The organism is Coleofasciculus sp. F4-SAH-05, assembly GCF_040222985.1.
Lineage (GTDB): Bacteria > Cyanobacteriota > Cyanobacteriia > Cyanobacteriales > Coleofasciculaceae > Coleofasciculus > Coleofasciculus chthonoplastes.
The window spans coordinates 1-14859 of the sequence record NZ_JAVKBY010000158.1 but is presented as its reverse complement, the minus strand read 5'-3'; the positions used below and the strand labels follow the sequence as shown (position 1 = coordinate 14859).

General features: G+C 45.7%; 16 protein-coding genes. 3 read left to right on the top strand and 13 right to left on the bottom strand.

Going from position 1 to position 14859, the window contains the following annotated elements; all coding sequences use genetic code 11:
• Window positions 1-33 precede the first annotated feature (33 nt).
• From RIG27_RS19390 to RIG27_RS19375, 4 genes are all read right to left on the bottom strand, one after another.
• The gene (locus tag RIG27_RS19390) at window positions 34-984 is read right to left on the bottom strand and encodes an AAA family ATPase (protein WP_446347845.1); all 951 of its coding nucleotides are present in this window, start codon (window positions 982-984) and stop codon (window positions 34-36) included.
• A 323-nt stretch (window positions 985-1307) separates the two neighbouring features.
• The gene (locus tag RIG27_RS19385) at window positions 1308-2423 is read right to left on the bottom strand and encodes a DUF4350 domain-containing protein (RefSeq protein WP_446347843.1); all 1116 of its coding nucleotides are present in this window, start codon (window positions 2421-2423) and stop codon (window positions 1308-1310) included.
• A complete protein-coding gene (locus RIG27_RS19380) occupies window positions 2423-3040 on the bottom strand; it encodes a DUF4129 domain-containing protein (protein WP_446347841.1) in 618 nt (205 codons plus the stop codon). Before RIG27_RS19380 ends, RIG27_RS19385 begins: the two co-directional genes overlap by 1 nt.
• A gap of 303 nt (window positions 3041-3343) precedes the next feature.
• Window positions 3344-4261 (bottom strand): hypothetical protein, encoded by a 918-nt coding sequence (locus RIG27_RS19375; protein WP_446340578.1) that lies wholly within the window; start codon window positions 4259-4261, stop codon window positions 3344-3346.
• Window positions 4262-4504: 243 nt separating this feature from the next.
• Between RIG27_RS19375 and RIG27_RS19370 the strand changes: the two genes are divergently transcribed.
• A complete protein-coding gene (locus RIG27_RS19370; protein ID WP_446347839.1) occupies window positions 4505-4738 on the top strand; it encodes a hypothetical protein in 234 nt (77 codons plus the stop codon).
• Between the two features lie 104 nt (window positions 4739-4842).
• On the opposite strand, the gene RIG27_RS19365 is transcribed toward RIG27_RS19370, so the two are convergent.
• The gene (locus RIG27_RS19365; protein WP_446347837.1) at window positions 4843-5274 is read right to left on the bottom strand and encodes a nucleoside deaminase; all 432 of its coding nucleotides are present in this window, start codon (window positions 5272-5274) and stop codon (window positions 4843-4845) included.
• Between the two features lie 336 nt (window positions 5275-5610).
• Here RIG27_RS19365 and RIG27_RS19360 point away from each other — a divergent pair, with 336 nt between their 5' ends.
• Window positions 5611-6534 carry an N-acetylmuramoyl-L-alanine amidase gene (locus RIG27_RS19360; protein ID WP_446347835.1) on the top strand — a complete coding sequence of 308 codons (924 nt, stop codon included), beginning with the start codon at window positions 5611-5613 and terminating at the stop codon, window positions 6532-6534.
• Between the two features lie 209 nt (window positions 6535-6743).
• Here RIG27_RS19360 and RIG27_RS19355 read toward each other — a convergent pair whose 3' ends face one another.
• The 6 genes from RIG27_RS19355 to RIG27_RS19330 all read right to left on the bottom strand — a co-directional run bounded on the left by RIG27_RS19355 (window position 6744) and on the right by RIG27_RS19330 (window position 12949).
• On the bottom strand, window positions 6744-8570 hold the full coding sequence (locus RIG27_RS19355) for a protein kinase domain-containing protein (RefSeq protein WP_446347833.1): 1827 nt from the start codon (window positions 8568-8570) through the stop codon (window positions 6744-6746).
• 195 nt (window positions 8571-8765) lie between these two features.
• Window positions 8766-9323 carry an REP-associated tyrosine transposase gene (locus RIG27_RS19350; protein WP_446347831.1) on the bottom strand — a complete coding sequence of 186 codons (558 nt, stop codon included), beginning with the start codon at window positions 9321-9323 and terminating at the stop codon, window positions 8766-8768.
• 145 nt (window positions 9324-9468) lie between these two features.
• Entirely contained in the window at window positions 9469-10008 is a 540-nt protein-coding gene (locus tag RIG27_RS19345) for a GIY-YIG nuclease family protein (protein ID WP_446347829.1), read from the bottom strand.
• A gap of 9 nt (window positions 10009-10017) precedes the next feature.
• A complete protein-coding gene (locus tag RIG27_RS19340) occupies window positions 10018-10344 on the bottom strand; it encodes a hypothetical protein (protein ID WP_446347827.1) in 327 nt (108 codons plus the stop codon).
• A gap of 364 nt (window positions 10345-10708) precedes the next feature.
• On the bottom strand, window positions 10709-12421 hold the full coding sequence (locus RIG27_RS19335; RefSeq protein ID WP_446347825.1) for an ABC-ATPase domain-containing protein: 1713 nt from the start codon (window positions 12419-12421) through the stop codon (window positions 10709-10711).
• Between the two features lie 171 nt (window positions 12422-12592).
• Window positions 12593-12949 carry a hypothetical protein gene (locus RIG27_RS19330; RefSeq protein ID WP_446347823.1) on the bottom strand — a complete coding sequence of 119 codons (357 nt, stop codon included), beginning with the start codon at window positions 12947-12949 and terminating at the stop codon, window positions 12593-12595.
• Window positions 12950-13254: 305 nt separating this feature from the next.
• Here RIG27_RS19330 and RIG27_RS19325 point away from each other — a divergent pair, with 305 nt between their 5' ends.
• Window positions 13255-13971, top strand: coding sequence for a Uma2 family endonuclease (locus RIG27_RS19325; RefSeq protein ID WP_446347862.1), 717 nt, complete (start codon window positions 13255-13257; stop codon window positions 13969-13971).
• Between the two features lie 144 nt (window positions 13972-14115).
• Here RIG27_RS19325 and RIG27_RS19320 read toward each other — a convergent pair whose 3' ends face one another.
• Window positions 14116-14343 carry a hypothetical protein gene (locus tag RIG27_RS19320; RefSeq protein ID WP_446347821.1) on the bottom strand — a complete coding sequence of 76 codons (228 nt, stop codon included), beginning with the start codon at window positions 14341-14343 and terminating at the stop codon, window positions 14116-14118.
• Window positions 14344-14591: 248 nt separating this feature from the next.
• A complete protein-coding gene (locus RIG27_RS19315; protein ID WP_446347819.1) occupies window positions 14592-14786 on the bottom strand; it encodes a hypothetical protein in 195 nt (64 codons plus the stop codon).
• Window positions 14787-14859 lie beyond the last annotated feature (73 nt).

The window sequence follows — 14859 nt, the reverse complement described above, 5'->3', positions numbered from 1 at the left end:
CTAGGTTTTGAATTTTGAATCATCGCAATCCCATCATCGCGGAACCGAAACCTGCTTCAATAACGACGCAATCACCCCATCAACCATCAACCCATCCAACTGCGCCTCTGGTTTCAAAATCAGACGATGACGCAACAACGGCGGCGCAACTGTTTTCACATCATCCGGTGTCACATAATTCCGCCCCGCCAACCAAGCATACGCCTTACTCGTTTGTAACCACGCCGCCGTCGCCCGAGGAGACGCCCCTAACGCCAAATCCGGATGGTTACGTGAACCTCCCACCAACGCTAATAGATAATCCAATATCTTCTCATCCACATCAACCCCTTGCACCGCTTTACGCCCATTAAGAATATGTCCTACAGTTGCTACAGGTTTGAGACGTTCCAAATCAAAACGTTTAGCCCGAAATCCCTTTTGTACATTCAGCAACATTTGCTTTTCGGCAGCAGTATCGGGGTAATCTACCACCAGTTTAAATAAAAAGCGGTCTAACTGCGCTTCAGGTAACGGATAAGTTCCCTCAAATTCTAGAGGATTTTGAGTCGCAATCACCCAAAACAAGTCCGGTAAAGGCAAACTTTCCCCATCTAGCGTTACCTGTTGTTCTTCCATCGCTTCTAATAGCGCGGCTTGGGTTTTAGGAGGTGTGCGATTAATTTCATCCGCCAGCAAAATCTCCGTAAAAACGGGTCCTTGCTTGAGGGTAAAACTGCGGCTATTCAGGTCAAAAATATTGGTTCCGAGAATATCCGAAGGCAAAATATCAGGGGTAAGCTGAACTCGGCGAAAATCAGCTTGCATTAATTTTGCCATCACTTTCACCAGTAAGGTTTTTCCGGTTCCCGGTACACCTTCGATAATGACATGACCCCCACTCAGTAGGGCGACAAGCAATTGTTGCACGACAGTCGATTGACCCAAAACAACTTTGCCCAGGGTTTGGCTGATACGATTAAAGATGGTGTTGTCATTTGTCATTTGTCATTTGTCATTTGTCATTTGTCATTTGTCATTTGTCATTCGTCATTCGTCATTTGTCATTCGTCATGTCGTCATTTGCCATTCTATACCGTAGTGGCTTGACACAGCTAAAATTGTGGAATAGATTTGACCATTGAATCGGGCGCAAGTCTTTGCGCCCCTACAGTTTCCGGGCGTAATTCTAATTCATCAAATAAGGTGTGCCACGCCAGTAGGGTTGGCATTGCCCACCAGCCTTAAGTCAATATTATTCTAGTTAAGTTGTTTATTTGAGGCGCAGCGTTATCGGTAAAACCTGTCCCTACAAAGTCCAAACTTTTTTATAATTGTGACCATTTTCTCAACCAGTTTAGCAAGTCGGATTCGCTCAAGCGGCGTTTGTTAGAGACTTGCAACAGTTGTTCTAAGTCTTTGGCTGGACGCCCTGTCTGTCGCGCCCAAGCCGCTATAAAGGATTGATGGTTGAGGGGAGTCTCTCCTAATCCTAAGTCTTTCTGGAGTTGTTGCTGTTCTGCTTTGCCAACCCTATCCACAACAAAGTCATGACTCCCTGCTTTGAGTAAGACAGCCGCTAACGCCCGGATGTACGCTTCACTATTATTAACCACTGGGGCGGATAGGGTGACGGGTTGTCCCAAACGACGGTTAGCCGCCCAAATCGCCACGAGTAAGATAACAATGCCTTGGATCAGCAGAGTAAATAAGGGCGTTTTGATTAAATAACTGATCACATTTTCACCAACTTCCCGCTCGATTTCTTCTTTGTCTTTGTAACCATGGATGTATTCATCGACCCATATTTGATTGGTGTTGGCAGATGAGTTAATCGTTTCATTTCTAATTTTATCGCCTAGGTTTTCCTGAGTTGCCAGTTTAGCTAAGAGTTCATAATTGGCTGGAAAATCTTGATAAGCATTGGCAGCTAAATGGGGAGTGGTGACGAAAACAACCTGTCCTTTTCCGCGTTTTTGTTGCCATATAATCGTGCCAAAGTCATCGCTGAAAATAGCGTTGTTGCTGGACTTATGTCGCCGCCTGGTGTCAATCTTCACGTTGCCAACTGGACTATCCTGTAGGGTGCTAAATGCTACTTCGGTTACGGGTTGGTGAACACCGACGATAATTAGGGTATTGCCCTTTTTAACCCAGTCTCTCTCTAGAGTATCTAATTGATTTGGAACTAAACGGCTGTGAACGCGCAACAAGGTGACATCCTGGCGATCCTCGAATTCACTCAAAGGTTTTTGCCAGCGCTGGATGGGAGTTCCCCGTTCTGCCATAAATGTATACCAAGCGCCGTAGCCATCGGGGGCGCGGCTATAGGTTGAACCACTATTAAGTTTATTGTTCGCTGGCGCAGCGACTAGGGTAATCAGGATCAGAACCGCGATCGCGATCGCACTCAATACCCCTAACCGTCGTTTAGATACTCTCATCACCCTTGATTAATTTGTTGATATGCTTGTTGACACTCCTCAAACAGCGATCGCGAGGCTGGAGTCTGACTGAAACAAAGCTGTTGATGGGTCATTAGCAAGCGTTGATAGGCTCTCTTGTGAGGGAACTGTTGGACTAAATGCAGATATTCCCCATCCGTGCGACTGGGTTGCTGGGGAACTTGTCCACTATCATGCAACTGTTGTAACATGGCTCGATAAAGGCACAGGCAAGCCTCACGGTAGTTACCTTGCTTTTGGGCGTTTTGCGATCGCGTCAACCAATCAGCAACGGATAAGGTTCTATCTGGCGTGTTTGTGAGTTTCTCAGAGTGCTGATCCAGTTGGTTTCTCCACGAATAAAGATAAGGATAAAACCGTCCCATGAGTTGTAGAACAATCCAGCATACCAGGAAAGCAATCAGTACCCAAAAGATTGCCCTGGCAATAAAGAACAAAACAGGCGAACTTAACCAAGCGGGTAAAGACCAATCGGGACTATCCGGGAAATCCGGAGAAAATCGGGACAGTTGCAGTTCCCACCATTCCCCTACTTGTTTTTGCCACTGCTGAAACTGCCAAGCCCAATTACTTTTCTCGTAAGATCCGGTAGACATGGTTTGTGAAATCCTGCCCAGGCTAACTCTGTGAGTATAACGCGGACTTCCCCATCTCAAGCAGATCCCTAACCAAACAAAAGTGGATAAAAGGAAAAATTGACGCTAATTTTTTATCCCGAAGTGTAGTTTTTTGTCTGAAATCATATTCACCGAAACCGTCATTATTTCCTTCTACCTTGCAACCCTTCTCTTTCCTTTATACCCTGAAGCCTTCTGCCATCTGCCTTGTCTCCATCCAAGTGTCAGTATTCAACCAGAGAGGATCGGACGTATAGCTAAAAAAAGGGGGGGTATGGACTATTAAATTACTGCCTGAGGGTGTTGAGACCAAGACTGAATCACCTTGAGTGATGTTGAATGGCGCGGTTCGGTTGCATGTCCCTGAGACTGAGACGCTTTTTGAGCCGCCTGTAGTTCGGCTTGCATGACAATCATCTGAGACATTATGTTTTGGAGTTGAACCTGAAGTTGTTCAACGTCAGAGGCACCAACTGGGGTAACAGTTGATGCAGAGGGAACCGATGTTTTTGGTTGATAACCCAGGAAGCTTTGAGCCGAGGCAAATTTCGCTGACGCTGTTTGGCTGCTAACGGGATGAGTGGTAGTCGGTTGGGTATAGAAGGGTTGTGTGGTGATGGTGAAGGGAACACTTATCGGCTGTTCCTCAGATGTCACCACAGTAGGTGTTAGTGCAGGTTGCGGTTTAACAGTTTCTTCGACTAGAGGTTGAGCTTCATTTTCAGAAGGTGGAACAATTTCCGGTTCTGGTTTAATGGTTTCTTCAACCAGGGGTTGATCTTCGTTCTCAGAAAGCAGACCTGATTCTTGTTCGCCTTCTTTCTCTAAAAAATTATTGAGTCCAGCCGCTGCGAGTCGAGATTTAGACTGTTTCAATTCTTCTAAAAGTTGTTCCTTTTCTTGAAGATGCAGCTCTAAATCCGAAAGCTGTTCTTCAGCTTGGGCAGATTTCTTGGACGATTGTCGCCACCCGGTTACAGCGATTGTCGCGATTCCTGTACCTAAACCTAAAACACTTACCAATCCTAAGTAAGGCATCGCCATATCCCGGACTTTTCCATGATGTACAGGCTCTTCTTGCAGTTGGATTGTGACCTCTTGATCTCCGAAGAACGCTAGAGGTAAAGTCAAAGCTGAGAAGATGGCGGTTGAAAGAATTATCGGCGTAAAGAGAAATTTTTTTAAAGGAGAGCCAGTCATGATTAATAAGTCCTAGTGACAATTTCCAGTATCAGTTGTGCGAAACAAGGCGTCTTTCTCAAATTTCACCAAATTGCAAATTGCCGATGCTGATTAAGCCAGTTGGCAGGAGAGATTGCTTGGGTGTGAATCGACTTGCCTTAGCTTGTTTACCAGATTAGCGAATGATCCATCAAGTCCAGATAAAGTCCTAGAAAAACCCAGTGAAGTTCTGATGAACTTTTATTAACTTGTCATTGGTCATTGGTCATTGGTCATTGGTCATTGGTCATTGGTCATTGGTCATTGGTCATTGGTCATTGGTCATTGGTTATTGGTCATTGGTCATTGGTTATTGGTCATTGGTCATTGGTTATTGGTCATTGGTCATTGGTTATTGGTCATTGGTCATTGGTCATTGGTCATTGGTCATTGGTTATTGGTCATTTGTCATTGGTCATTGGTCATTGGTCATTTGTCAAGTCGGGGCGGGTTTAGTTACATCTGGGTGTAACCGAAAAGATAGTTGTGAAACCCGCCCCTACAACTTTCAAAACTCTTCCCCATCTCCCCCATCTCCCCCATCTTCCCCATCTCTTCGGCTAAACGCCGATATCTTCATTCCAGAGTTTGGGATGCTGTTGAATAAAGTCGCTCATCATCTGCCGGCACTCCTCTAGATTCAAATCCACAACCTCGACGCCATGGGATTCCATAAATTCCCTAGCACCAGCAAAGGTTTGAGACTCGCCAGCAATCACTTTTTTAATCCCAAATTGCACCACAGCCCCGGCGCAGAGGTAACAGGGCATTAACGTAGAGTAAAGGATTGTGTCATTGTAGTTGCCGATTCTGCCCGCATGACGCAGGCAATCAATCTCGGCGTGGGTCACAGGATCATTATCTTGAACCCGCTTATTATATCCCTGACCAATAATCTGACCCTCTTTGACTAACACCGAACCAATAGGAATTCCACCTTCCCGGAGTCCCTGCTTGGCTTGAGCGATCGCGGCTGCCATAAACTCATCCATTCCTGCTATCCTAGAATTCCTTAAATTTCTCTAGAATAGTACGTTTCCAGAATTTTCTCCGGATCGGATTATCGGAATTGGGGAGATGCAAACAGATGTTCTGAACCACTATTGCCGATTTCATAAACGGAACAAAAGGGTGGTAGGGATGTCAACCCCTAGTGCATCGGTTCAGTCATCGGTCATCATCAGAGTTAAGTGGAATGGCACTGACTTTAGAGTTTGTAGTAAGCGCTTTAGCGCTTCTGGCACTAAAGTGCCTACTACGAACCCAGTTTAAGTCAGCGACATTCGAGTTAAGTGAACTAACATCTCATCACCAATTGGGAGTCAACAATGAAATACGGAATTGATATCGGACATAACTGCCCTCCAGATACTGGTGCTAGTAATATCAGAAAAGAAGATGATATGACTAAGGCGGTGGGGACGAGAGTGATCTCGAAACTTAAATCCCTGGGTCATCAAGTCGTAGACTGTACACCTAGTCGCGCTTGGAGTGTGAGCAACTCCCTGCAACAACGGTGCAATACAGCGAATAACAATCGTGTCGATCAATTTATATCCATCCATTTTAATGCCTTTAACGGCAAAGCTAAAGGCGCAGAAGTCTTTGCCATCAGCAATACAGGGAAGGATATGGCTAAACCTGTATTAGATAATATTGTTGAGTTAGGCTACTTCAATCGCGGGATTAAAGATGGTTCCCATTTGTACGTTCTCCGAAATACAGCAATGCCAGCGATTCTAGTTGAGTGCTGTTTCTGCGATAATCAAGAGGACATGGATCGCTACGATGCCGAAGCTTTGGCAAATGCAATTGTCAAAGGATTAACTGGACAAACCGCATCACCGACGATTCCCCTTTCCCAAAATCCAATTGTTGACGTTCAAAAAGCCTTAAATCGGCTAAAAATCAGAAGTCCCAAAGGTACACCATTAAAAGAAGATGGTTCCAACGAAGCGGATACTACAGCAGCACTCAAAACCTTTCAGGCGATCGTTGGGGTTACACCCACAGGTACTGCTGATGCTAAAACCTGGCAAATCATCAATCAAATCTTAGCCATGCCAGTTTTGCGGGAAAATCATGCTACAGGGGCTGTGGTGAAATATCTACAACGTCGTATTGGGGCGACACCTGACGGAATATATGGTTCAGGGACAGCCGCCGCCGTTAAACGATTCCAACAACAACAAGGGATCACGGCTGATGGTATTATTGGTGCCCAAAGTTGGAGCAAAATATTGGCTGATTGAGTGTTGAATTTTGAATTTTGAATTTTGAATTGTTAAGGGAAGTAGGGGCGGGTTTCACTATTATCATTTTTTTCCCGCCCTGATGTGACTAAACCCGCCCATTACTAATATTGAACGAATGACAAATGACAAATGACAAATGACAAATGACAAATGACAAATGACAAATGACAAATGACAAATGACAAATGACAAATGACAAATGACACTTAATGTAAATCAGCTTCCCACACGCCAATATAAATGCGATCGCGTTCATTGCGTTCAATCACTCCTTTCAAGGGAGAACCATTGTTGCTGGTGAAACGGTAGCGATTGGATTGACGCTGATAAACCTGAGTTAATCCCTGGCGAATGTCTGGTGAGAGATTGCGACTGAGCATTTTATCTAAGGTATCTGCCATCGTTTCTAATCCTACAGATTGGGAAAATGCCACCTCGGTTTGGCGCAAACGCTTAGTATCGTGGTCAAACAGATAACCGAGACTAACGCGATCGCGAATAAAGTCTTCATAGGTCAATGCCTGGGTATTATGCCACAACCCTTTGGTTTGCTGGGTGGGTGTACCTAAGGCGGCTTCCACCACTTTTCGTGGGGTTCCTGGCGTAAATCCAGGAATTTTATTCGATAGAAGCGGTTTAGGGGTGTGGTTTTCGGGCGCAGGTGAGGGTGTAGGTGAGGGTGAGGGCGAGGGTGAGAGTGTGGGGGCTGGGGAAGCGACAGGAGACGGGGAAGCAGAGGGGGAGGGTAAAACTAAGGGTTCAGAGGCAAACGGCGTGGGGGGATCGGGAGAAGGGAGGAGTTCTGGAGATTCTTGGATACGGAATGTGGGATCAGGTGGGGGCAGGGGTGTTGGCGATTTTGGATTCACCAGTTTTGGCGAAGGCGTTGGCAGAGATAAGGGTGGGGTTGTCGCTGTCGGTGAGGGTAGAGGCGTGTTTTCAGAGGAGGCGGATACTGACTCTGGCGGTGATGGTATGCGATTGGATGGTTCTAATACACGGTTTAAACCCCAGCCAATCGCCACAGCACTCAGGAGTAAGCCGCCAGCAATTAAACCGCCGAAGCGCCGAGAGGGTTGTTCCTCCTCTACTTGTAGGGGTTTTCTGCGGATGGGAACGGTTGGCGGAACGGCTACGGCTGGCTTACGGGTAGAAGGGACAGGTTCGCCAGAATTAGAAAGGGATAGTGTAGCTGTCGCGATTGTTGTCGGATGGGCGTTTAAAGCGTCCAGCATTTCCTTGGCATCCGCAAAGCGATCGCGCGGGTGAAAGCGAATCGCCTGATCAATCACCGTAGCTAAATGGGAGTGACAATTCGGCGCATCCCGACGCCATAAAATTTCGCCAGTGCGGGTATCGGTTTCTAGGGTTTGCGGTAATTTACCCGTGAGCAAAAATACAGCAATTAAGCCCAAACTATACAGATCACTAGCATAGCGAGGGCGTCCTGCCGCTTGTTCGGCTGCCATAAACCCCGGTGTGCCAATGACTATCGATGGGGTGGCGTTAGCTTGGGAATGGACAACCGTTTTAATCGCTTCTTTCACGGCACCAAAGTCAATCAGCACAGGTAATCCGTCTCGCCGCCTGACAATCACATTATCCGGTTTAAGATCCCGGTGAACAATGTGACAACTGTGGACGTAATCCAGTACAGGCAACAGACTCAACAAAATTGCCTTGACTTGACCATCATTCAGCCGACCTTCCCGTTCTACAATTTGAGTCAGGGTATCCCCTTCAATCCATTCCTGAACCAAGTAAAATTGTCCAGATTCGGAAAAATAAGCAAATAATCGGGGAATTTGGTGATTATTTTCACCTAACTCCTCTAAAACCGCCGCTTCCCGCTGAAATCGCTCTTTTACTTGCTGATAGGTTTGGGGATCATGAGTCATGGGTTTAAGCTGCTTAATCACGCACTTACGTCCCGACGGCATGTAAGTATCTTCAGCGAGAAAGGTATTCCCAAACCCACCTGCCCCCAGCGTCTGGAGGATGCGATAGCGATTATTGAGCAGCGTTGGCATCATGAGCGATTTAGGCAAGCTGTTTATGAATGATGAATATGAATTATGATATCTTAAGCAACTCTGAGAAATCGGTTTTTTTTGAAGGCATCCCCGAAATACCTAAGTATTCCTAGAAACTGGGTTTCTCGTGACGATGACAACGTCATATCAACCTTTCACTCAAAGAAACCCGGTTTCTTGACCGATGTCTTGTTTCTATTCATCAAAAATTAAATGCTGTATCATCGCCATCGTAGGTTCTTGGGCTTGATATTCGTCATTGGAGTAAAATAGCTGTCTGAGGACATTTATTTTTGGCAATGTACCCTGTCGTAATCTCGCGTAGTCTTGATAACTGGAGAATTCCCAATCTCTTGGATGGTTAACGAAGCCAGCCTTGACCGGATTCTGATGCACATAGTAAACCAGTTGCAAAAGATAGTTTTCTTGAGCGACGACAACGGATTGGAAGCGCCCTTGAAAGAGAGATCCTGTTCTGTGATAGCGCTTATTGATAGCTTTTGTGTAGGAGAGTGAAAATGCTTGCATGGCGTCAGAGAGGCTACTAGATTTTAGGTACACAACCAGGTGGTAATGGTTGGGCATCAGGCAATAAGCGATAACATCTAGAGTCTGGGGAATTAGGAATCGACGGATTTGGCGCAGAAAATAGAGGTAATTTTCGCGTTCAAAGAAAATATTGTGGCGATTATTTCCCCGATTGTAAAGATGGTAATAACATCCCGACTTGAATTGGGTTTTTCGATAAGGCATAGTCTATAGCTTATAAATTGCTCTTAAATTGAGAAACCGGGTTTCTGAAGCAATACCATAAATGCCATAGATATCTAAGGAAGAAACCCGGTTTCTGGGCGAGTTACTCTAGATAAAGAAAGAAACCCGGTTTCTGGGCGAGTCATTATTTTAAATCCAGTAATCCCTGCTCTTTTAACTTAGGATTAAAACGAATCTCAGCTTGCACACCACGGGCATTTAACTGTTCGACTATTTCCGCTTCAACGCGCCGTGCTATTTTCTTTAATAGCTTAATTTTTCCTAATTCTTCACTCTTGTTATAGGTGGCTTTATCCTCATCTGTCATCGCCTTTTTCGCATCAATTGGATGATTCCAAATCGCTTCATCTTGACCATTCCCTGGCGGAATTTCTCCATTTTCTTCAATCCAAGCCTTGCGGATTGTTTCCAAGCGAGTGCGATTGGGGCGCTCAATGGTTTCCACTTTCAACCAATAGCAGGATTGAGGCTGACGGACTAGGTGTTGTTTTAAGCTGACATAAATATCACGAGAATAGTTGACCAGTTGCAGAGTTTTATCCTGGTCAAAAATGGCATAGACGCCGATTTTACTGGATAAAGATTCCGGGAGATTACCCTCCTCGTCCAGATAGGGGATATACTCTAGGTCACACAGAGCAGGAATTGGCGTTTCAGAACTCATCAGCAATAATTAGGGTATTTTTCGATAAATCGCGCAGAGGCGGCTGGGGTTGAAGATTTTGGCTTTGAACATGAAGTTAGGAGGGACATTTATAATGGCGTAATCTTCAGATTCGTGATACTGTTCAAACTCCCGTGGCATCCCTTTGGGAGTCCCTTCACTATAGGGAACCGGTTGAAACAGTAACTCAGTGAATTCCAAATCTTGGCAGTGCAGTTGTCCCGCGACTTGATGGCGGAATGCTTCACCCTTCAACAAGCTAAATAAATGGTTTTGGGCGTCTGGTTCAAGCACAAAGCTGCCATCAAAATTGTTAACAATTTTAAATTTAGCCATGGTTGGGCAGAATCGGGAGCAAGTTGACGACTGGGATGATTATACCCCACATCTTGCACCATTCTCAGTTAGCCAATTTTTCGCCGCGTAGCACACCTAATGTGATGGATTAGAACCGTAGGGGCGCACCGACGTGCGCCCTTTTACTCCACCGACGTGCGCCCGATTTAACCGTAAAATCTATTCCATCATTTTAGCTGTGTCAATCCGCAATCGTGAGGAGAGCTAAGTGTAACACACCATTTCTCAAGGTTTTGAGAGGTAAAATATGCCGCATGCATAACCCAGATTACACCAAGCCGATTGCAACTGATGTCAGATATTTGTTATACCTCACTTGTCAGATCTAGATCAAAGGCTTTATTTAATGATGCTCTCCTATCTGCAATGTTCGCAATCGATTTAAGGCGGCTGCTAACTCAAATCGCCGGAATAAAACTAAGTCTCCTTCTGGCAAATTCCCCAGCAAGTCTAATCCCTGAGACTCAATATCTGCCATCATCCGATTTAGCACTTCGGTAACTGTAGTTCGCCCATTAATATAGTGTCGCTTGGCATAAACAATCGCTTCAGCAATTGCCCGTAATTGCCCTTTCTCCACAATCTGTTCAACGGCGGCTAAATCGATTTCCTCTTTGCCAAAGACAACTTCATCCACATCCCGCACCTTCAGCTTAACGTCTCGTGAACCGCGACTAGGATCAATGCTTTCGGGTAAGGGAATACGTGGCGCAATCTCGCCAAACTCTTTTCCGCCTTCGGGAATCCGTTCTGTTTGATACTGTTTCGCGATCGCACGGGCTTTTTCGGTAACATCGTAGGGTTGGAAGTTATCCATGGCGATGACGGTATCGGCGACATCAAAGTAATCACCACTACCGCCCATGACTAAAATTGTGGATACCCCATAATCGGTGTAGAGTTGGCGTATCTTATCGATAAATGGCGTAATCGGTTCCTTGTCTTTGGCAATCAACTGTTGCATCCGATGATCGCGAATCATAAAGTTTGTCGCAGCCGTATCCTCATCCACGAGTAATAACTGGGTATCGGCTTCCAACGCTTCAATAATATTCGCCGCCTGAGAGGTACTCCCACTCGCATTGGCGGTGGAAAATTGACGAGTAGACCGACCTTGAGGTAATTGGTTAATAAACGGCGAAATATCCACACTGGCAATACTACGCCCATCTTCTGCCCGAATTTTTACGGCTGAGGCTTGAGTCACCACCAATTCTCGCCCATCTTCGGGAATGTGATTATAGACCCCCACCTCGAGCGATCGCAAGACGGTAGATTTGCCATGATAGCCACCACCGACAATCAAGGTAATTCCTGCTGGAATCCCCATCCCGTTTACCTCTCCCCGATTCGGACAATTAAAGGTTTCCCGTAAGGTTTCTGGGGATTGAAAGGGTAACGCATTTTCCTCTAACGGGCGATCATCCACGCCACTGCGTCGGGGTAGAATGGCATCATCAGCAATAAATGCCACTAAATCCCGTTCAGCTAACTGTTTACGCAGCCAGTCTGCATCTTCGATGGTTTCAACCTGCTGTTTAATCTCTACCGCATCTAGAGAGTCGTATTTCAACGCTTGATCTACTATCTCTGGAATATCCTCACACAACATTTCCGCCGCCTGACGCCCAGAAATACGTCGTCCCCGTGCAGGTAATCCGACGACAAAGCGCACTTCTACCAGTTCATCATTGATAAAAGCCGCCGTGCGCTCAATTACCGATTGTCCCACAGACATAATCGCAATCCGCCCACTATTCCCGGTTCCTCGATGGGAACTAAACTCTCGCGCCACTACATCAAACTGGCGTGTCAGGTAATCCCGTAAGGCGATTTCTCGACTACGACTTTGGTAAAGGGTTTTGGGAAAATCCGCCACAGTTTGAGACAGTTGCACCCGAACATGACTAGGACTGGCAAAGGGATCACCTTGGACGCGATCGACAATTAAGGTGAAATCCGAAAAGTTATAGCGTCCCTTAATATCCTTATAGGCTTTGTAGCTCTTGTCGTCAAGTTGGAGTAGAAGTTGGCGTAGTTTCTCGCGATTGCTCATAACCGTAGTAAGAAATTGGGTAATGGTTGCTTTCAGACTACTACCAGATCTCCGACTTCTTCACGATTACCAAATTCCTGACTCCCAAATCTAGCCGTTGCTGATCATTTCAAGGGTGGAACGCCGGAAATAGCTAACGTTACCAATGACAACTGACAAATGACAGATGACTCATCTCAACAAACGACCAACCAAGGAGGTAACTGAGTTCACCAGCCATATCATCGAGCCAGCCAGGAAAATATTCTCCCGCAATTCTCGGCGATTAACCCCATAGCTGGAACGACGCCCACTACCCGCACCGTCACGCTCTAAATCATAAATAATTTTCTCCGCGTACCACCGATCAGATTTTCCGGGATATTTCATTTGCGCCTGAGCCAGCAGTCGTTTGGCTAAACCCTTGTTCCCTTTTACGGCTTTGAGTAAATGGGGGTCTATCCCTTCATTATTCTGAGAATCGCGCCAGATCAAAAAAACCATCACACCAATCAACGCCAGCAGTGCGATCGCGAAGGGCAGTTTCATTGATTTAACCTTGAATGATGGATATTCCAGTTATTCTATCCGCTAATTTTCTACACTGCCAACCTAAAAATATTTAGAAATATTAACGGCATAGTTTCCATCTCCAGGGTTTAAGTTGACAAAACCGAAAAACTGTAGCCTTAGCTACCAAAAAAATATTGAGACTTGGCGCGATCGCACAATTGCTCCTGAGTGCTGATCAACCGGGTAGCTTGTACAGTCTGGGAATACAGCGCACGATGGATTTCTCCAGCGTCTTTTGGGGATATGCTAAAGTGACAAAAAATGTTTGTTCCTGTGATATCATGCCCCTTTCTACCTTCTCTAAAATCATCTACCCCGAAAGTGACGGTCAACCCTTGGCAGACAATACAATCCAATTCCGCTTAATTGTCACCATTCAAGGTGGAATTGATGCCCTGTTTCTTGAGAATCCTAATGTCTTCGTTGCTGGAGATTTATTCTGGTATCCAGTGGAAGGCGAACCCTGGATTAGACAAGCGCCTGATGTCATGGTTGTCATCGGACGTCCCAAGGGTGATCGACGTTCCTATAAACAGTGGGAAGAAGACAATATTCCGCCCCAAGTGGTTTTCGAGATTGCCTCTCACAGTAATACGAAGACAGAATTAGAGGAAACCAAGCGTTATTTTTACGAGCGTTATGGTGTCGAAGAATATTACCTGTTTAATCCTCAGCCTGGAATCCTCAAAGGATGGCAACGGGATAACGAAGTATTACAGCCAATTCCGAGAATGTCGGGTTGGATTAGTCCCCGTCTGGGCATTCGATTTGAATTGGAACAAGGAAATTTACAGCTATACCATCCTGATGGGGAGCGATTTGCTTCTTTTGTGGAAATTATTGAACAGCGAAGGTTAGAAAAACGGGCACGAGAACAAGCGGAGTTTGCACAACGAAATGCGATTCCCAAGTTATTGGCAATGGGTTTAACTGTAGAACAAATTGCTGAAGCGTTATCGTTATCGGTGGAGACTGTGCGGGCTATCGCTGAAAGATAAGCTTAATGGTTAGCGCCACATATAATTTTCAGGGCAAGCGCGATCGCACTGCTGTATACCGTAGGGTGGGCATTGCCCACCAGCCAAAATTTCAATACCATTCATTCTAATATTCTGCAAGCTTTACATTTCTTGAGATACAGCCTAGACGAATCTTAATGGTGGAACACCAGAACTAGCTGGCATTACTTGACCAATAATGCGACTCTGTTTATATCCTAATTCTTGCAGAACCTGCTCACACTTTACCGCCTGTTCACGCTTGAATCGTCGCCAATAACCCGCCAGACGTTTGCGGATCAAAAAGTACCGGATAATTAGCGCGATCGCACAATAATTCCAGATTCCTGATAAACCTTGCTGCTTGGACATTCTGGGGATACAGCGAACTAACAATTCAGGTTATAGCCACCAGTATTGCAATCTTGTACTCGACTGGACGAATATTGCTGACTGGTATGCTGGTGGGCAATGCCCACCCTACGATATATCAAAGGTTTCGGCGATTCCCTATGCTTATTTCAGTGGCATTCGACTTAAGCTGGTTTCGTCGTCGGCACGAAGCGTGCCAGAAGCGAAGACAGCGCTGACTGCAAACTGCACGTTTCTTGAGATACAGCCTAGACGAATCTTAATGGTGGAACGCCTGAACTAGCGGGCATTACCTGACCAATAATGCGACTCTGTTGATATCTTAATTCTTGCAGAACCTGCTCACACTTTACCGCTTGATCCGCCGGAATCGTCGCCAATAACCCGCCAGAGGTTTGCGGATCAAAAAGTACCGGATAATTAGCGCGATCGCACTGCATCATTAATTGATATTAAATTCGGGTTAGCCACTCCCTTGATAATTTAGTCCGCGTAGGCGGACTTTGTTTGTGTAGC